This window comes from Micromonospora sp. D93, assembly GCF_018070365.1.
In the GTDB taxonomy this organism is placed as follows: domain Bacteria; phylum Actinomycetota; class Actinomycetes; order Mycobacteriales; family Micromonosporaceae; genus Micromonospora; species Micromonospora ureilytica.
This window is the reverse complement of record NZ_JAGPXW010000005.1, coordinates 190,525-207,666: the sequence shown is the minus strand read 5'-3', so window position 1 is coordinate 207,666 and position 17,142 is coordinate 190,525. Positions and strand designations below refer to the sequence as shown.

Below are 17,142 nucleotides of genomic sequence, written 5' to 3'. Positions count from 1 at the left end.
GGGGGGTTCTGACATGTCTGAGGTTCTCGTCGTCGTCGAAGCCACGAAGGAATTCGGCGTCAAGAAGGTCACCCTGGAAATGCTCACCCTCGCGCGTGAGCTGGGCACCCCGAGCGCCGTGGTGCTCGGCGGCGCCGGCGCCGCCGAGGCGCTGAGCGGCAAGCTGGGCGAGTACGGCGCGGAGAAGATCTACGCCGCCGAGGGTGACGAGATCGACGGTTACCTGGTGGCACCCAAGGCGACAGTGCTGGCCGAGTTGGTCAAGCGGGTGCAGCCGGCCGCCGTGCTGCTGGCGTCGGCCCAGGAGGGCAAGGAGATCGCCGCCCGGCTCGCCGTCAAGCTCGACAACGGCATCCTGACCGACGTGGTCGGCCTGGACGCCGACGGCACCGCGACCCAGGTCGCCTTCGCCGGCTCCGCCATCGTCAAGTCCAAGGTCACCAAGGGCCTGCCGCTGGTCACCGTCCGGCCCAACTCGGTCACCCCCGCCCCGGCGGCGGTCACCCCGGCGATCGAGCAGCTCAGTGTGTCGGTCACCGACACCGACAAGCTGGCCACTGTCGTCGAGCGGGTCGCCGAGCAGAAGGGCTCCCGCCCCGAGCTGACCGAGGCCGGCGTGGTCGTCTCCGGCGGCCGCGGCGTCGGCAACGCCGACAACTTCAAGCTGGTCGAGGAGCTGGCCGACCTGCTCGGCGGCGCCGTCGGCGCGTCCCGCGCGGCCGTCGACTCCGGCTTCTACCCGCACCAGTTCCAGGTGGGCCAGACCGGTAAGACGGTCTCCCCGCAGCTCTACGTCGCCCTCGGCATCTCCGGTGCCATCCAGCACCGGGCCGGCATGCAGACCTCGAAGACCATCGTCGCGGTCAACAAGGACGGCGAGGCGCCGATCTTCGAGCTGGCCGACTTCGGGGTGGTGGGCGACCTGTTCAAGATCGTCCCGCAGGCCGCCGAGGAGATCCGCAAGCGCAAGTAAGCCAGCGACACGGCAGTGGCCGCCCGTGCGAACGGGCGGCCACTGCCGTGTGGGGAGCTGATCGGCGAGCCGGGGAGCTGAGCCGGCCCGCCGATCAGCCCGTCAGGGAGCCCCTCAACAGGCTGTCGCCGGAGTGGCGGGTGTTGTTGTCGTACTGCTCGGCGGAGACGTCGACCACCGAGTAGCTCTTGAGGTCGGCATTCGGGGGCAGGGGCAGCAGGGCGTCCGAACCGCCCCCCAGGGTGCCGATCGAGAACATCTCCATCGTCGTCGGATTGATGAGCCAGACCTCGTAGTACCCCGGGACGGTCGGGAGATTCGCCACATGCAGATGTAGTTGGCCGTCCTGGAGAACCCGGGCGTCACCCTTGGCCTCCCGTGGCGTCGTCCCGTACGCCGCCAACGGCGCGCTCGCCACCACCACCGGCGTCGGGGTGGGCGCCGGATCGTCGGGTCGGAGCACGGAGACGGTGCCGATCACGCCGACCGCGGCGGCGGCGGCCGCGGTCACCGCGGTGGCCGCCCAACGGGACCAGCCACCACCCCGGCGGGATCGTCGCGCCGGGTCCAGTCGGGCCACCGTCGGCCTGGCCGCCGCGCCCGGGATCGGCTCGGCCGTTCTGGTGCCGGCCTGCCCAGGAACCCGGGTCTCGGCCGGCGAGGTGTCGACCTCCGCGGCCCTGACCTGGTCTTCGATGCCCTGCCAGACGTGCTCCGGCGGGTCGGGCAGGTCGGCCATGCCCCGTGTCTCGGTGCCGAGCCCCGCCACCCGCTCAAGTGTCGCCAGCTCCGTACGGCAGTGCGCGCAGGTGCCGAGGTGGGTGCTCTCCCCGTTGTCCGCCTCGCTCTCACCGAGCGCCAGAAATACCAGCCGGTCGTGGTCCAGGTGCTGCACCGTCCACCTCCCATCTGCGTTTCAAGCTCGCCATGCCGCGTCGGATGTGACTCTTCACGGTGCCCAACGGCACACCGGTCACCGTGGCTATCTGCTGGTGTGTCAGGTCGTCGTAGAAGGCCAACTCCAGCATCCGTCGCTGGTCGTCCGGAAGACGAGCCAGCTCGTCGGCGATCACCAGCCGGTCCACCACGCGGTCCGGGTCCGGGTCGGTAGGCGCCTGCTCGGGTAGCTGTCGGACCGTCTCCACCACCCGCGTCTCCCGGGCCGAGGCGCGCATCCGGTCGATGACCTTCCGCCGGCCGATGCCGAGCAACCAACCGATCAGCGATCCCTTGGCCGGGTCGAACGTGTCGCGGCCCAGCCAGGCGGCGACGAACGTCGCCTGGGTGACGTCCTCGGCGTCGCTGCGGTTCGCCAGCATGGACGTGGCCAGGTGGAGCACGGCACGACCGTAGCTGTCGTACGCCTCGCGGAGCGCCACGTCGTCGCCGGCGCGGAACCTGCGGTCGAGGTCGTCCACCGGAGGGTCCGGTTCCGGTCGTGGCGCCGTCACCGAGCGGCTCGCCTTCGATGGGGCATGCCCGACTGTAGCCGCCACAGTCTCCGCCCCACTTCCCCGGTCGATGTCATCTCACCAGCTCTTCGTCCCCCGACCCCCTTCCGGATGCAGCCGGAGCGGGAAAAGAAAAGTGCCTCCGGATCGCATCCACCCGTCCGAGAGCGGGCGTAACCCGTTCTGCAAGCCAGGCCTGACGAATCAGCACCAACTATCAGGAGGCAGACATGCAGCTCTCGTACTTCCGTCGGGTCGCCGCAGGCGGCGCGGTCGCCGCGCTGGCCTTCGCCGGCGTAGCAGCGTTCACCGCCGGCCCCGCGTACGCCGCCACGTCGAAGGTCTCCGTCGTGCACGGCATCCCGGACACCCCTGTCGACGTCTACGTCAACGGCAAGAAGACGTTGGACAACTTCAAGCCCGGCGACGTCGCCGGCCCGCTGAGCCTGGAGGAGGGCGACTACGACATCGCGCTCACCAAGCCGGGCGAGCCGATCGCCAGCGCGATCCTCACTGTCGACAACGCCGCGGTGCCGGGCGGTGCGAACATCAGCATCGCGGCGCACCTCGACGCCGCCGGCCAGCCGAAGATCACCCCGTTCGTGAACGACGTGTCGAAGGTCGACGCCGGCAAGGCCCGGCTGATCGTCAGGCACACCGCCGCCGCACCGGCGGTCGACGTCCGTGCCGGTGGCACCCCGGTCTTCGAGGACCTCACCAACCCGAACGAGGCCAAGGGCGACGTCGACGCGGGCAACGTGAAGGCGGACGTGGTGCTGGCCGGCACCGACACCGTGGCCATCGGCCCGGCCGACCTCGACCTCAAGGAGGGCACCGCCACGATCGTCTACGCGATCGGCTCCGCCGAGGGCAAGACCCTCGACGTGGTGGCCCAGACCATCACCGGCCTGCACTCCGCCCCGGGCGGCGTGCCCAGCGGTGACGGCGGCCAGGCCGGCACGGGCGTGGACACCTGGTGGTACGTGCTCACCGGCGCCGGCGTACTCCTGCTGCTTGGTGGTGGGGTGCGGATGGCGACCGCACGGACCGGCCGCAAGTGACGGTGCGCAATCGCGGCGCGCTGGCGGCCCTGGCCGCCGGCGTTGCCGCGCTCACCGTCGCCGCCCTGGTGGCGTGCGCAGCCCAGCCGGCCGGGAGCGTGGGCGCCGAGGAGGCGAGCACGCTGGCCAGCCCTCCACCGACCGCCGCCACCGTCCCGTCGGTGCCGGTGACCGCCGGTGAGCTGCCCGCCGGCCCGAAGACCATCCCGCCGGTACGACTGCTGATCCCGGAGATCGACGTCACCGCCACCGTCAACGCGGTAGGCATCAACCAGCGGACCAACGAGTTCGAGGTGCCGCCGAGCGTCGACCAGATCGGCTGGTACCGCTACGGCCCCGGCCTGGAGGCGGATGCCGGCTCGGTGGTCATCGCCGGTCACGTGGACAGCGCCAAGCAGGGCAAGGGGGCGTTCTTCCGGCTGCGTGAGCTGGACCAGGGCGACACGGTGACCGTGACCGGCAGCGACGGCGAGGCTCGGCGCTACCGGGTCGTCGCCCGGGAGGAGTACGCCAAGACCAAGATCCCACTGGACCGGTACTTCGCCCGCGACGGCAAGCCGCGACTGACCCTGATCACCTGTGGTGGGCCGTTCGACGCCAAGGCGCGCAAGTACCGCGACAACATCGTCGTCACCGCGGTGCCCGCCTGACCGGGCCAAGCGCATCGGGCCGGGGTGGAGTTCCGCCCCGGCCGTCGCGTGTGGTCCCCTCCGGCATCCGGTCCCCAAGGCGTCGGCCGTACGCTGAACGACGATGGCTTACCTGGATCACGCGGCGACGACTCCGATGCTCGACGAGGCACTGGAGGCGTACGTCGCTACCGCCCGCGAGGTCGGCAACGCGTCCTCCCTGCACGCGGCGGGTCGCCGTGCCCGCCGCCGGGTCGAAGAGTCACGCGAGCGGGTGGCCGCGGTGCTGGGCGCCCGGCCCTCTGAGGTGATCTTCACGGGTGGTGGCACCGAGAGCGACAACCTCGCGGTCAAGGGCATCTTCTGGGCCCGCCGCGGGGCCGCCCCCGACCGGCGCCGGGTGGTGTCCAGCTCCGTCGAGCACCACGCGGTGCTGGACGCGGTCGACTGGCTGGCCCAGCACGAGGGCGCCGAGGTCGGCTGGCTGCCGGCGGACGCCGTCGGTCGGCTCGACCCGCAGGCCCTGCGCGCCGAGTTGGCCGCGCACGCCGACCAGGTGGCAGTGGTCACCGCGATGTGGGCGAACAACGAGGTGGGCACCGTCCAGCCGGTTGCCGAACTGGCCGCCGTCGCCGCCGAACACGGTGTGCCCTTCCACACCGACGCCATCCAGGCGGTCGGTCAGGTGCCCGTCGACTTCGGGGCCAGCGGGGTCGCCGCGCTGACCGTCACCGGGCACAAGTTGGGCGGCCCGACCGGCGTGGGCGCGCTGCTGCTCGCCCGGGACGTGCCGGCCACGCCGCTGCTGCACGGCGGCGGCCAGGAACGCGACATCCGCTCCGGCACCCTGGACACCGCCGGCATCGTCGCCTTCGCGGTCGCCGTCGAGACGGCTGTGAAGGGCCAGCAGGAGTACGCGGCCCGGGTGGCCGCGCTGCGCGACGACCTGATCGAGCGGGTTCGCCAGGCGGTGCCCGAGGTGATCTACAACGGTGACCCGACCGACCGGCTGCCCGGCAACGCGCACTTCTCCTTCCCCGGCTGCGAGGGCGACGCGCTGCTGCTCCTGCTCGACGCGCAGGGGATCGCCTGCTCGACCGGCTCCGCCTGCTCGGCCGGCGTGGCCCAGCCCTCGCACGTACTGCTCGCGATGGGCGCCGACGACGACCGCGCCCGCTCCTCCCTGCGGTTCACCCTGGGCCACACCAGCACCCAGACCGACGTCGACGCGCTGATCGCGGCCCTCCCGGCAGCGGTAGAACGAGCCCGCCGAGCCGCCGCCCTCCGCACCCCCCGCTAGCCAGCCCCGCCCAGCCCTCCATCCCCGCGATCTTGCACTTTCGGATGGCCGTTCGCGCCTTGTGCGGCTTATGTCGCCACAGAAACTGCAAGATCGCGCGGGCGGGGGGCCGGGGCGGGCACGGGAGCGGAGGGTTTCGGGGCTGGTGGATAGGGTTGTTGAGGGGACGGCGAAGGGGAGTGGGTCGGTGAGGGTTCTGGCGGCGATGTCGGGTGGGGTTGACTCGGCCGTGGCGGCGGCGCGGGCGGTGGCGGCCGGGCATGACGTCACAGGCGTACACCTGGCCCTGGCCCGCAACCCACAGACCTATCGGACCGGGGCGCGCGGCTGCTGCACCCTGGAGGATTCCCGGGACGCCCGGCGGGCGGCCGACGTGATCGGCATCCCGTTCTACGTGTGGGACATGGCCGACCGCTTCCACGAGGACGTGGTCGACGACTTCGTCGCCGAGTACGCCGCCGGCCGTACACCGAACCCCTGCCTGCGTTGCAACGAGAAGATCAAGTTCGCGGCGGTGCTGGACCGGGCCGTGGCCCTGGGCTTCGACGCGGTGGTCACCGGGCACCACGCCCGCCTCGGCGCGGACGGGCTGCTGCGGCGCAGTGTCGACCTGGCCAAGGACCAGTCGTACGTGCTCGCCGTGCTCACCCGCGAGCAGCTCGACCGGTCGATCTTCCCGCTCGGTGACTCGACCAAGGCGCAGGTCCGCGCGGAGGCCGCCGAGCGTGGCCTGGCGGTGGCCGACAAGCCGGACTCGCACGACATCTGCTTCATCGCCGACGGGGACACCCGCGGCTTCCTCGCCGGCCGGCTCGGTGAGGCACCCGGCGACGTGGTGGACGCGTCCACCGGCGCGGTCGTCGGCAGTCACAGCGGCGCGTACGCGTACACGGTGGGGCAGCGTCGCGGGCTGCACCTGGACCGGCCGGCCCCGGACGGCCGACCGCGCTACGTGCTCTCCATCACCCCGAAGACCAACACGGTGACGGTCGGCCCGGCCGAGGCGCTCGAGGTGTCCGACGTGCACGCCGTACGCCCGGTCTGGACCGGCAGCGCGCGCCCGGACGTGCCGGTCGAGTGCGAGGTGCAGTTGCGCGCGCACGGCGACGTGACGCCGGCGACCGTCGCCCTCGACGGTGACCGGCTGCACGCCGAGCTGCGTCGACCGGTACGCGGCGTCGCCGCCGGTCAGGCCGTTGTGGCGTACCGACCGGACCCGGCCGGCGACGTGGTCCTCGGCTCCGCGACCATCACCGGCTGACCGCACGGCCCAGGTGTTCGCGGGATAGCCTTCGCCCGTGACAGATCAGGCGTGGCCCTGGCCGGCCGGCGCGGCAACCGGAATTGGTTCGCTGCCCGGCACCGACATCGGCGAGGCTCAGCGGGTGGTCCTCGGTGAGCTTCCCGAGCTGCCCCACCTGCCCGAGCTGCCGGCCCGTGGCCCCGGGGCGGACATGATCGGCCGGTCCCTCGGGCTGCTCGTCGAACTGCCCGTCGAGGTGTACGCGGGGCGCTGGCGGGTCGCCCCACGGCCGGGCCGTGACCTGCGCCGGTCTCGTGACCTGATGGAACGCGACCTGGACCAGCTCGCCGAGCAGGCCGAGGGATACGCCGGGCCGATCAAGGTGCAGGCCGCCGGCCCGCTCACGCTGGCCGCCTCCCTGGAGTTGCCGATCGGTGGCCGGATGCTGCGCGATCCCGGCGCGGTCCGCGACCTGACCGGCTCCCTCGCCGAAGGGCTGCGCGCGCACGTCGCGGCGGTCGCCCGCCGGCTGCCCCAGGCATCGGTGCTGCTGCAACTGGACGAACCGTCACTGCCGACAGTGCTGGCCGGGCGGGTGCCGACCGAGAGCGGGCTGGGCGCGTACCGGGCGGTCGACTCGGTGGACGCCGCCGCCCTGCTGCGTACTGTCGTCGAGGCGGTCGGCGTGCCGACGCTCGTGCACTGCTGCGCCCCGGACGTGCCGCTGGAGCTGATCCGTTCCACCGGCGCCGTCGCGGTCGCCCTCGACCTGGACCTCGTCACCAAGCTCGACCCGCTGGGCGAGGCGCTCGACGCCGGCCTCGGGTTGCTGGCCGGGGCCGCACCGACCCGGCCGCCGTCGGCCGGTGGCGCGCCGACCTCCGCGCAGATCGCCGAACGGGTACGCCAGGTCTGGGACCGCCTCGGCTTCCCCCGTCGCCAACTCGCCGAGCAGGTGGTGGTCACCCCGGCCTGCGGTCTCGCCGGCGCCACCCCGGAGTACGCGCGGGCGGTGCTCGCCGCGTGCCGGGACGCCGGCCGGCGCTTCGCCGAGGACTGAGGTTTCCTGTCGTACCCGGTGGGCAGGATGACGGTCATGATTGGACAGCTGCGTTCAGTGGTGATCGACTGCCCGGACCCGCGGGCATTGGCGGCGTTCTACGCCGAGCTGCTCGGCGTACCTCTCGCCGAGGGCGACTCCGATGACGACTGGGTGGTGCTGGGCGGCCCACCCGGTCACCAGCCGCGCCTCGCCTTCCAACAGGCGCTCAACCTGCGGCCCCCGGCCTGGCCGGATCCCGAGCGTCCACAGCAGTTCCACCTCGACGTGACGGTGGACGACATCGAGGCCGCCGAGAAGGCGGCACTCGCGCTCGGGGCTCGGCGGCTGCCGGGTGAGGGCGAGGGCTTCCGGGTCTACGCCGACCCGGCCGGCCACCCGTTCTGCCTCTGCTGGGACTGAGCACGCACCCGTGGGTTGCGGCGGTCGGGCATCATGGCCGCCGTGATCCACACCTCCGCGCTGCGCGCCTCCGGCTCGCTCTTCGGCCTCGCCTACGGTGACGCGCTGGGCAAGCCGACCGAGTTCCTGACCGTCACCGAGATCGAGCGTCGGTACGGCCCGGCCGGTCCGCGTGAGCTGTCCGGCGAGCCGGCGCTGGTCACCGACGACACCCAGATGGCGCTGGCCGTGGGTTGGGCGCTGCGCGAGGCGCCGTCGTTCACGCCGGAGGCGGTGGAGCCACTGCTGCGGCGACGCTTCCTGGCCTGGGCGGTCAGCCCGGACAACAACCGTGCCCCGGGGATGACCTGCCTCCGGGCCTGCGCCGAGCTGAGCCGTGGGGTGCGCTGGCAGGAGGCGACAGTGGTCGGCTCGAAGGGCTGCGGGGCCAACATGAGGGTCACCCCGATCGGGTTGCTCGACACGGACCTCGACACGCTCGCCGGGTTGGCCCAGTTGCAGGCCGGGCTGACCCACGGCCACCCGACCGGCCTGGCCGCCAGCGAACTCACCGCGTACGCGGTCTTCGCGCTGCGCGCGGGCGTCCCGCTGCCCGAACTTCCCGCGGTGCTGACCGAGCGGGCACTGTCCCAGCGCCTGCTCTACCGGGAGCGGTGGCTGGGCGGCCTCTGGCAACGCGCCGGTTCCGGCTCTCCGGAGGAGTTCATCGCCCAGGGCTGGGACGAGTGCCTGACGGTGCTGGGCCGGCTGACCAACACCCTGGCACAGCCGGACGACGGCGCCGACCCGTGCCAGGCCACCGGGGAGGGCTGGGTGGCCGAGGAGGCGCTGGCCACCGCGGTGCTCTGCGCCGTGCGGCACGCCGACGATCCGGTCTCGGCACTGGCCCGGGGCGCGACCACCGCCGGCGACTCCGACTCGATCGCCGCCCTGGCCGGCGCTTTCGTGGGCGCGGCCGTTGGCATGACCGCCTGGCCGCGCGAGTGGGCCAACCGCATCGAGTACGCCGACCAGCTCGCCACGCTCGGCGCGACCTGGGACTGATCCGGCGGCCACGAGGGCGGTCAGGGGGTGGGTAGGTGGCGCAGGCTGCGGACCTTTCGCCACAGGTCGGCGTCGCAGCGCCCGGCGTGGTCGGCGAAGGCGGCCGAACTGAGTCGGATCGGCTCGGTGAGGCTGAGGTAGCTGTCGTGCTCCGCACCCGGGTCCCAGTCCCGGGTGGGAATCCGGACGTGGTCGTCCCGGTCGCTCTTGTCCTGGCTGGTGATCTTCAGGACGTCGGCGCCCCGGGAGTCGGCGCGCAGCACCAGACACGGGCGCACCTTCGATCCGCTGCCGTCGGCGTACGGCACGTCGGCCCACCAGATCTCGCCGGGCTGCGGGGTGTCGCGCGAGCGGGGTTTGGCAGATGGTCGATCGGTGCCGCGTGGCCTCGGCGCCGTGGGACGGCGGCCGCCGGTGTCACCCCGACCCGGCCGAGTGCCCGGCCGGCCTGCACGCCGGTTGGCGACCCGGTGTCGCCAGCTGTTCCACGCCCAGCCAGCGGCCACCGCCAGCAGGATCGCCACCGCCCAGAGCAGCGCCTCGGGCATCCGTACCTCCGCCTCCCGTCGCGCCGTCGCGCCGTCCGGCGATCCTCGCACGCCGCCGCACGTGCCGCCCGCCACCACACCGCGGCTGCCCCGCCGCCCCGAGCCACCCCACGGTCACCCTTGATCACGTCATGCTGAGTAGCTCAACACCGTCGCGTCAGCGATCCGGTTGCTGGGCGAAGGGCCCCGCCCGCGTCGATCTTGCAGTTTCGGTTGCCGATATGCGCGTAATGCAACCTTATGTCGCAACAGGAAACGCAAGATCGCGGAGGAAGGGCGGTCCGGCTTCATCGATCATGGAGTTGTGGCGCCTTTTTTGGCGCGATATAGGCGCTTGTTGCCCACCATGACTCCATGATCGACGGGACAGTGCGGGGTTTGACGAACAGCCACTCCGTCTGGCGCAAAGGTGTTGGACTACCCAGCATCGAGTGATCACCGAACGGGGCTGAGGGCGAGGTCGCTCCGGGCGCGGGCGGGCGGCGGATTGTCCCACCGGCCCGATACCGTGCCGCAGTAGCGTGATCAGGGAGGTCGCAGGCGTGTCCGAAGGTGGCGGTGTGTCCGAGGAGCAGATCGGTCAGCAGGTCAGCCCGGCGCAGGAGGCGGCGGCCGGGGCTGAGCCGACGCCGCAGGCCCGGGAGCGGCATGCCGCGCTCAGCCAGGAGTTGACCGAGCACCAGTACCGCTACTACGTCCTGGACGCGCCGACCATCCCCGATGCCGACTTCGACAGGCAGTTGCGCGAGTTGGAGGCACTGGAGGCGGAGTTTCCGGCGCTGCGGACGCCCGACTCGCCGACCCAACGGGTGGGCGGCACGTTCTCCACCGACTTCACAGCGGTCACCCACGCCGAACGGATGCTCTCGCTCGACAACGCCTTCGCCGACGAGGAGCTGGCGGCCTGGGCCGAGCGGGTCGAACGGGACGCGGGCGGTCCGGTGCCCTACCTGTGCGAGTTGAAGGTCGACGGGTTGGCGATCAACCTGACCTATGAGAACGGCCGGCTGGTCCGGGCCGCCACCCGGGGCGACGGGCGCACCGGCGAGGACGTCACCGCCAACGTGCGCAGCATCCGGGACGTGCCCAGCCAGCTCGCCCCGTCCGGCGAATTCCCGGACATTCCCGAGCTGGTGGAGGTCCGGGGCGAGATCTACTTCCCGATCGCCGCGTTCGCCGATCTCAACGCGGGTCTGGTGGAGCAGGGCAAGGCGCCCTTCGCCAACCCTCGCAACGCCGCCGCCGGCAGCCTGCGACAGAAGGATCCGCGGGTCACCGCCACCCGGCCGCTGCGCCTGGTGGTGCACGGCATCGGCGCCCGCCGTGGGTTCCAGCCCGCTGCACAGTCCGAGTCGTACGCGGCACTGAAGTCGTGGGGGTTGCCGACCAGCGACCGGTGGCGGGTCGTTCCGGACCTGGCCGGCGTGGCGGAGTTCATCGCCTACTACGCCGAGCACCGGCACGACGTCGAGCACGAGATCGACGGTGTGGTGGTCAAGGTCGATCCGGTCTCCATCCAGGGCCGGCTCGGGTCGACAAGTCGTGCCCCGCGCTGGGCGATCGCCTTCAAGTACCCGCCGGAGGAGGTCACCACCAAGCTGCTCGACATCGACGTCAACGTGGGGCGCACCGGCCGGGTCACTCCGTTCGCCGTGCTCGAGCCGGTGCGCGTGGCCGGTTCCACAGTCGCGCTCGCCACCCTGCACAACGCCCGCGAGGTGGAGCGTAAGGGTGTGCTGATCGGCGACACGGTGGTGCTGCGCAAGGCCGGCGACGTGATTCCCGAGGTGCTCGGGCCGGTGGTCGACCTGCGGCCCGCCGATGCCCGGCCGTTCGTCATGCCGACCAGCTGCCCCGCCTGCGGCACCCCGCTCGCGCCGTCGAAGGAGGGCGACGTCGACATCCGTTGCCCCAACACCCGCAGCTGTCCGGCCCAGTTGCGGGAGCGGGTGTTCCACCTCGCCGGCCGGGGCGGGTTCGACATCGAGGTGCTCGGCTACAAGGGTGCGGCCGCCCTGCTCGACGCGGAGATCATCAGCGACGAGGGTGACCTCTTCCACCTCGACGCCGAGCAGTTGTCCCGGTCGCCGTTCTTCGTCAACAAGGACGGCAGCCTGGGCAGCAACGCCACCAAGTTGCTGGACAATCTGGCGGTCGCTCGGGAACGGGACCTGTGGCGGGTGCTGGTGGCGCTCTCCATCCGGCACGTCGGCCCGACGGCCGCCCAGGCGCTCGCCCGGCACTTCCGCTCGATGGACGCCATCGACGCGGCCACCGAGGAGGAGCTGTCCTCCGTCGACGGGGTGGGGCCGACAATCGCGGCCAGCATCCGTGAGTGGTTCGCTGTGGACTGGCACCGCGAGGTCGTCCGCAAGTGGGCCGAGGCCGGCGTACGGATGGCCGAGGAGGCGGTCGACGAGGGGCCGCGCCCGTTGGAGGGGTTGACAGTGGTGGTGACCGGCACACTCGCCGGGTTCTCGCGTGACCAGGCCGCCGAGGCCGTGCAGAGCCGGGGCGGCAAGGTCAGCGGGTCGGTCTCCAAGAAGACGAGCTTCGTTGTGGTGGGGGACAACCCCGGGTCCAAGGCCGACAAGGCCGCCAGCCTCAAGGTGCCGGTGCTCGACGAGGACGGGTTCCGGCTCCTGCTGGACGCGGGCCCGGACGCCGCCCGGGATGTCGCTCAGCTGGGAGGCTGACCCCGTCGGCCGCTGGACACGGCGACTGGCCGCGTATACCAACTTAATTACGACTACGACCGATTCGTGACTGTCATACCGGGAAACTGGGGGCCGAGGGCGTTTCATTGGGTCACGGCGCGCGCACCGGCACGCCGATGGTCGGTCGGGAGGTGTGGTGGAGGTCGCCGACCCACGCAACTCGCTTCCTGCGGGGCGGGTCGCGCCGTTCGCCGCCTTCGTCGCCGGCATCCTGGCGGTCGCCGCGCTGACCGCCGCCGTTCCACTCGCGAGGCTCCCCGACGAACTGTCCGGGCTGCCGGTGGCGTTCTGGACGATGGCCGCGCTCGCCGTGGTCTGCGACGCGCGCCCGTTCGTTCCACCGGGGCGCCGGCAGACGTCGGCGGTGTTCCCGTCCACCTGCTTCACCTTCGCGATCCTGCTCGGCTGGGGTCTCGGCCCGGCGGTGGTGGTGCAGGCGCTGGGGGTGGTCCTCTCGGGTTGGCGGATGGGGCACGCCGCGTGGCGCACGGCGTTCAACGTCGGCCAGTACGCATGTGCCCTCGCCGCCGCGTACGGGGTGATCCAGCTCGGGTCGGGCACGATCTTCTCCGGCGGGCGGTTGCACTGGACCGACGTGGCCGCCGTCGGCGGCGCCGCGCTGGCCTGGTTCGTCGTCAACTACGGGTTGGTCAGCTGGGCGGTGCGGCTGCGTTTCGGAGATCGCTGGTGGCCCACCGTCCGTCAGGGCCTCGGGTTCGAGTTGCTCTCCACCGGCTCACTGCTGCTGCTCGCCCCGGTGCTGGTCGCCGCGGCGCGGGTCAGCGCCGCGCTGATCCCGCTGGTGCTGGTGCCGCTCTTCGCGGTCTACCGGATGGCGCGGTTGACAAACGAGCAGCAGCACCTGGCCGCCGCCGACCCGCTGACCGGGCTGCCCAACCGCAAGGCCCTGTTGGCCGAGGTGGCGGAGCAGGTGCACGTGCATGCCGAGCGGACCGCCCGCGGTGAACCCGACGGGCAGTTGGCGCTGCTGCTGATCGACCTGGACCGCTTCAAGAACGTCAACGACGCCCTCGGGCACGCTGTGGGCGACCGGCTGCTGGTCGAGGTCAGCGCTCGGCTCACCGATGTGCAGCCCCGACCACAGATGATCGCCCGGCTCGGCGGTGACGAGTTCGCCATCGTGATGACCGGGCTGACCGACGTCGGTCAGGCGCGGGAGTTGGCCGACCGCGTGGTCGAGGCGCTGGCCGAGCCGGTGCCGCTCGACGGGCTGCCGTTGGACGTGGGCGGGTCGATCGGGATCGCCCTCTTCCCCGAGCACGGCGAGGACTTCGCCACTCTGATGCGCCACGCCGACGTCGCGATGTACGACGCCAAGCACCGCAACGACACGGTGGCCGTGTACGCACCGGAGTCCGACCACAACTCCGCCGAGCGACTCGGCCTCCTCGCTGACCTGCGCCGCGTACTGGAGGCCAGCCCGTCGGCCGAGGGGCCGTTCGACGCCGATGCCGAACCGACAGGTCAGGGTCAGGATGCGGCTGCGCCGGCGGACGGAAACGGCCGGCACGGCGTGCCGAGCGACGCCGAGCGGACTGTCGACGTACCCCTTGCCGTGACCGCGGAGGTGCGAGGCGGTGACGGGGCGGCGCTGCCCAGCCCAGCGCCGGGCCAGCCCGGACCGGCGGCGGACCCGGCGCCGGCGGTCGCCACGGCACCTCCGGGAGCTGCTCGGTGGTGGGCACGCCGTCGGCGCACCGACGCCGAGCTGGTGCACTCCGATGAGCTGATCAACCGGATCGCCACCGGAGCCGACCCGATCCGGGGCCGCAACGCCCGTGCCACGGTCGCCGGCACCCGTTCCGGCTCGACCCGGGAGCGGCGCGCCGGGGGCGGGAACGGACGCCGGTCCCCGAACGGCAGCGCGGTGGGCAGGGGTCGCACTGGGTCGCGGCGGGACGTCGGCCCCGGTACTCCCGGGCAGCCACTCGAACCGACCGGGTGGGCGCACGCGGACGACGAGCCGGCCGACGACGCCGGGGAAATCACGATGTACTACCAGCCGCAGATCGCCATCGCGACCGGCGAGGTGGTCGGCGTCGAGGCCCTGCTGCGCTGGCGGCACCCCCGGCGGGGCATGGTCGACCCGGAGGAACTCATCCGGGTCGCCGAGCAGAGCGCAGTGATGCGACTGCTCACCCGTCGTGTCGTCGACGATGTGGTGGAGCAGCTCGCCAAGTGGTCGGCGGCCGGGATCATCCTCCGCGCGGCGCTGAACGTGAGCGTGCGCGACCTGCACACCGGTGAGATCGCCGATCAGATCGCCGACCGGCTGGCCCGCCACGGGGTGCCGGCCGAGCGGCTGCAGGTCGAGATCACCGAGGGCGCGTTGATGGCCGACCCGCGCCGGGTGCTGGCCACAATCTCCCGGCTGCACCGGATCGGGGTGGCCATCGCGCTTGACGACTTCGGCACCGGCTACTCCTCCCTCCAGCACCTGCGCCGGCTGCCGCTGTCCGAGGTGAAGGTGGACCGGTCGTTCGTCCTCGGCATGGCCGACGACGCCGACGACGCGGCGATCGTCCGGTCGATGATCGAGCTGGCCGGCGCTCTGGGGCTGCGGGTGGTCGCCGAGGGTGTCGAGGACGAGCGGACCTGGCGGATGTTGCACGCCGCCGGCTGCGACGCCGCTCAGGGCTGGTTCTACGCCCGGCCGATGCCGGCCGAGGATTTGGTCACCTGGCTGGCCCGGTACCGGCCGGTCCGCCCGACCGGCGGGCACCCGCAGCCGAACGTCGCTCGCCGCCCCACCCGCTGACCCGCCCGCCGACACGGCACGACGGCCGGCGGAGGGGGAGTCGGGGACGCGGCACCGGAGCGGAACAATAGACTCGCTCCGGTCACCGCGTGTCACGCTCCACCTGTCGCGCGGCCGGCACATCGCCCGACCAGCAGGAATTCAGAAGGGGGCACGGATGGCCGCCATCTCCCGCGAGGAGGTCGCGCACCTGGCGCGCCTGTCGCGGCTCGCCGTCACCGAGGAGGAGCTGGACACGTTCGCCGGCCAGCTCGACGTGATCCTCCAGGCGGTCGCCCAGGTCGGCGAGGTCGCTGCCGCGGACATCCCGCCGACCTCGCACTCGGTGCCGCTGACAAACATCTTCCGCGAGGACGTCGTCACGCCGTGCCTGACCCCGGAGGAAGCGCTGTCGGGCGCGCCCGACGCCGAGGACCAGCGGTTCCGCGTACCGCGGATCCTGACCGAGGATGTGGCCTCATGACCGATTTGACCAGAATGACCGCGACGGAGATCGCGAGCCTGGTCGCCGGGGGCGAGACCTCCGCCGTCGAGGTGACCCAGGCGCACCTGGACCGGATCGCCGCTGTCGACGACCGCGTGCACGCCTTCCTGCACGTCGACACCGACGGCGCGCTCGCCGCTGCCCGCGCCGTGGACGAGCGCCGGGCTGCCGGCGAGGAGCTGGGCCCGCTCGCGGGTGTGCCGGTAGCGGTCAAGGACGTGCTCGCCACCCGGGGCGTACCGACCACAGTGGGATCGAAGATCCTGGAGGGCTGGCGTCCGCCGTACGACGCGACGATCGTGCAGCGGCTGCGGGAGGCCGGCACGGTGATGCTCGGCAAGACCAACATGGACGAGTTCGCGATGGGCTCCTCCACCGAATACTCGGCGTACGGCCCGACGCACAACCCGTGGGACCTGGGCCGGATCCCCGGTGGCTCGGGTGGTGGCAGCGCCGCCGCGCTTGCCGCGTACGAGGCGCCGCTGGCGATCGGCTCGGACACCGGCGGCTCGATCCGTCAGCCCGGCGCGGTCACCGGCACGGTGGGCGCCAAGCCCACCTACGGCGGCACCTCCCGTTACGGGCTGGTGGCCTTCTCCTCGTCGCTGGACACCCCTGGCCCGTGCGCCCGCAACGTGCTCGACGCGGCCCTGCTGCACCAGGTGATCGGCGGGCACGACCCGCGGGACTCCACCTCGATCCCGCAGCCCGTGCCGGACGTGGTGGCCGCGGCGAAGCTCGGCGCGACCGGCGACCTGACCGGTGTGCGGCTCGGCATCGTGAGCGAGTTCGTCGGCGAGGGCGCCGAGCCGGGCGTGATGGCCGCCTTCCGCGAGTCGGTGGACGCGCTGACCAAGATGGGCGCCGAGGTCGTCGAGATCTCCTGCCCGACGTTCGCGTACGCGCTGCCGGCGTACTACCTGATCGCCCCGAGCGAGTGCTCCTCCAACCTGGCCCGGTTCGACGGCGTCCGGTTCGGCCTGCGGGTCGGCGACGACGGCAACCGGTCGCTGGAAGAGGTCATGTCGCTGACCCGCGAGGCCGGCTTCGGCCCGGAGGTCAAGCGCCGCATCATGATCGGCACGTACGCGCTGTCGTCGGGTTACTACGACGCGTACTACGGGCAGGCGCAGAAGGTCCGGACGCTCATCACCCGGGACTTCACCGCCGCGTTCGAGCAGGTCGACGCGCTGATCTCGCCGACCACCCCGTCGGTGGCGTTCCCGCTGGGCGCGCGGACCGCCGACCCGTACCAGATGTACCTGGCCGACCTGTACACGATCCCGGCCAACCTGTACGGCGGGCCGGGCATCTCGGTGCCCTGCGGGCTCTCCGAGGGGCTGCCGGTCGGCCTGCAGGTGATGGCCCCGACGCTGGCCGACGACCGGATGTACCGGGTCGCCGCCGCGTTGGAGTCGGCCGTCGGCACGTTCACCCCACCGACGCTGTGA

Annotated in this window: 15 protein-coding genes; 12 read left to right on the top strand and 3 right to left on the bottom strand. The window is 72.3% G+C overall.

Annotated features, from left to right (window positions below; translation table 11 throughout):
• Window positions 1-13 precede the first annotated feature (13 nt).
• Complete coding sequence (locus KBX71_RS08540; RefSeq protein ID WP_210817445.1) at window positions 14-973, top strand: electron transfer flavoprotein subunit alpha/FixB family protein; 960 nt, start codon at window positions 14-16, stop codon at window positions 971-973.
• Window positions 974-1,067: 94 nt separating this feature from the next.
• Here the strand turns inward: KBX71_RS08540 and KBX71_RS08535 are convergent, their stop codons facing one another.
• Window positions 1,068-1,868, bottom strand: a complete 801-nt coding sequence (locus KBX71_RS08535; RefSeq protein ID WP_210817444.1) for an anti-sigma factor — start codon at window positions 1,866-1,868, stop codon at window positions 1,068-1,070.
• A complete protein-coding gene (locus KBX71_RS08530) occupies window positions 1,822-2,424 on the bottom strand; it encodes an RNA polymerase sigma factor (RefSeq protein WP_124822634.1) in 603 nt (200 codons plus the stop codon). Before KBX71_RS08530 ends, KBX71_RS08535 begins: the two co-directional genes overlap by 47 nt.
• A 230-nt stretch (window positions 2,425-2,654) precedes the next feature.
• Between KBX71_RS08530 and KBX71_RS08525 the strand changes: the two genes are divergently transcribed.
• The 7 genes from KBX71_RS08525 to KBX71_RS08495 all read left to right on the top strand — a co-directional run bounded on the left by KBX71_RS08525 (window position 2,655) and on the right by KBX71_RS08495 (window position 9,163).
• Window positions 2,655-3,485 (top strand): DUF4397 domain-containing protein, encoded by an 831-nt coding sequence (locus KBX71_RS08525; protein ID WP_196928058.1) that lies wholly within the window; start codon window positions 2,655-2,657, stop codon window positions 3,483-3,485.
• Window positions 3,482-4,135: a class F sortase gene (locus KBX71_RS08520; protein WP_210817443.1), complete on the top strand. Its 654-nt coding sequence runs from the start codon at window positions 3,482-3,484 to the stop codon at window positions 4,133-4,135. The genes KBX71_RS08525 and KBX71_RS08520 overlap by 4 nt, the downstream gene beginning before the upstream one ends.
• A 103-nt stretch (window positions 4,136-4,238) precedes the next feature.
• The gene (locus KBX71_RS08515) at window positions 4,239-5,414 is read left to right on the top strand and encodes a cysteine desulfurase family protein (RefSeq protein WP_210817442.1); all 1,176 of its coding nucleotides are present in this window, start codon (window positions 4,239-4,241) and stop codon (window positions 5,412-5,414) included.
• A gap of 187 nt (window positions 5,415-5,601) precedes the next feature.
• Window positions 5,602-6,675, top strand: a complete 1,074-nt coding sequence (gene mnmA, locus KBX71_RS08510) for a tRNA 2-thiouridine(34) synthase MnmA (protein WP_205780275.1) — start codon at window positions 5,602-5,604, stop codon at window positions 6,673-6,675.
• A gap of 37 nt (window positions 6,676-6,712) precedes the next feature.
• Window positions 6,713-7,717: a methionine synthase gene (locus KBX71_RS08505; protein ID WP_210817441.1), complete on the top strand. Its 1,005-nt coding sequence runs from the start codon at window positions 6,713-6,715 to the stop codon at window positions 7,715-7,717.
• 36 nt (window positions 7,718-7,753) lie between these two features.
• Window positions 7,754-8,119, top strand: a complete 366-nt coding sequence (locus tag KBX71_RS08500; protein ID WP_181539234.1) for a VOC family protein — start codon at window positions 7,754-7,756, stop codon at window positions 8,117-8,119.
• A 33-nt stretch (window positions 8,120-8,152) separates the two neighbouring features.
• Window positions 8,153-9,163 carry an ADP-ribosylglycohydrolase family protein gene (locus tag KBX71_RS08495; RefSeq protein WP_210817440.1) on the top strand — a complete coding sequence of 337 codons (1,011 nt, stop codon included), beginning with the start codon at window positions 8,153-8,155 and terminating at the stop codon, window positions 9,161-9,163.
• Window positions 9,164-9,183: 20 nt separating this feature from the next.
• Here the strand turns inward: KBX71_RS08495 and KBX71_RS08490 are convergent, their stop codons facing one another.
• The gene (locus tag KBX71_RS08490; protein WP_307847007.1) at window positions 9,184-9,762 is read right to left on the bottom strand and encodes a type II toxin-antitoxin system PemK/MazF family toxin; all 579 of its coding nucleotides are present in this window, start codon (window positions 9,760-9,762) and stop codon (window positions 9,184-9,186) included.
• A gap of 509 nt (window positions 9,763-10,271) precedes the next feature.
• Between KBX71_RS08490 and ligA the strand changes: the two genes are divergently transcribed.
• The 4 genes from ligA to gatA all read left to right on the top strand — a co-directional run bounded on the left by ligA (window position 10,272) and on the right by gatA (window position 17,142).
• Window positions 10,272-12,407: an NAD-dependent DNA ligase LigA gene (gene ligA, locus KBX71_RS08485; RefSeq protein WP_210817439.1), complete on the top strand. Its 2,136-nt coding sequence runs from the start codon at window positions 10,272-10,274 to the stop codon at window positions 12,405-12,407.
• Between the two features lie 157 nt (window positions 12,408-12,564).
• Window positions 12,565-15,207 (top strand): bifunctional diguanylate cyclase/phosphodiesterase, encoded by a 2,643-nt coding sequence (locus KBX71_RS08480; protein WP_210817438.1) that lies wholly within the window; start codon window positions 12,565-12,567, stop codon window positions 15,205-15,207.
• 157 nt (window positions 15,208-15,364) lie between these two features.
• On the top strand, window positions 15,365-15,670 hold the full coding sequence (gene gatC, locus KBX71_RS08475; protein WP_091393256.1) for an Asp-tRNA(Asn)/Glu-tRNA(Gln) amidotransferase subunit GatC: 306 nt from the start codon (window positions 15,365-15,367) through the stop codon (window positions 15,668-15,670).
• The gene (gene gatA, locus KBX71_RS08470; RefSeq protein ID WP_210817437.1) at window positions 15,667-17,142 is read left to right on the top strand and encodes an Asp-tRNA(Asn)/Glu-tRNA(Gln) amidotransferase subunit GatA; all 1,476 of its coding nucleotides are present in this window, start codon (window positions 15,667-15,669) and stop codon (window positions 17,140-17,142) included. Before gatC ends, gatA begins: the two co-directional genes overlap by 4 nt.

Coding starts and splice junctions, on each gene's coding strand:
- KBX71_RS08495 (WP_210817440.1), top strand. CDS start 8,153: ATGGCCGCCGTGATCCACACCTCCGCGCTGCGCGCCTCCGGCTCGCTC.
- KBX71_RS08540 (WP_210817445.1), top strand. CDS start 14: ATGTCTGAGGTTCTCGTCGTCGTCGAAGCCACGAAGGAATTCGGCGTC.
- KBX71_RS08515 (WP_210817442.1), top strand. CDS start 4,239: ATGGCTTACCTGGATCACGCGGCGACGACTCCGATGCTCGACGAGGCA.
- gatA (WP_210817437.1), top strand. CDS start 15,667: ATGACCGATTTGACCAGAATGACCGCGACGGAGATCGCGAGCCTGGTC.
- KBX71_RS08500 (WP_181539234.1), top strand. CDS start 7,754: ATGATTGGACAGCTGCGTTCAGTGGTGATCGACTGCCCGGACCCGCGG.
- KBX71_RS08525 (WP_196928058.1), top strand. CDS start 2,655: ATGCAGCTCTCGTACTTCCGTCGGGTCGCCGCAGGCGGCGCGGTCGCC.
- gatC (WP_091393256.1), top strand. CDS start 15,365: ATGGCCGCCATCTCCCGCGAGGAGGTCGCGCACCTGGCGCGCCTGTCG.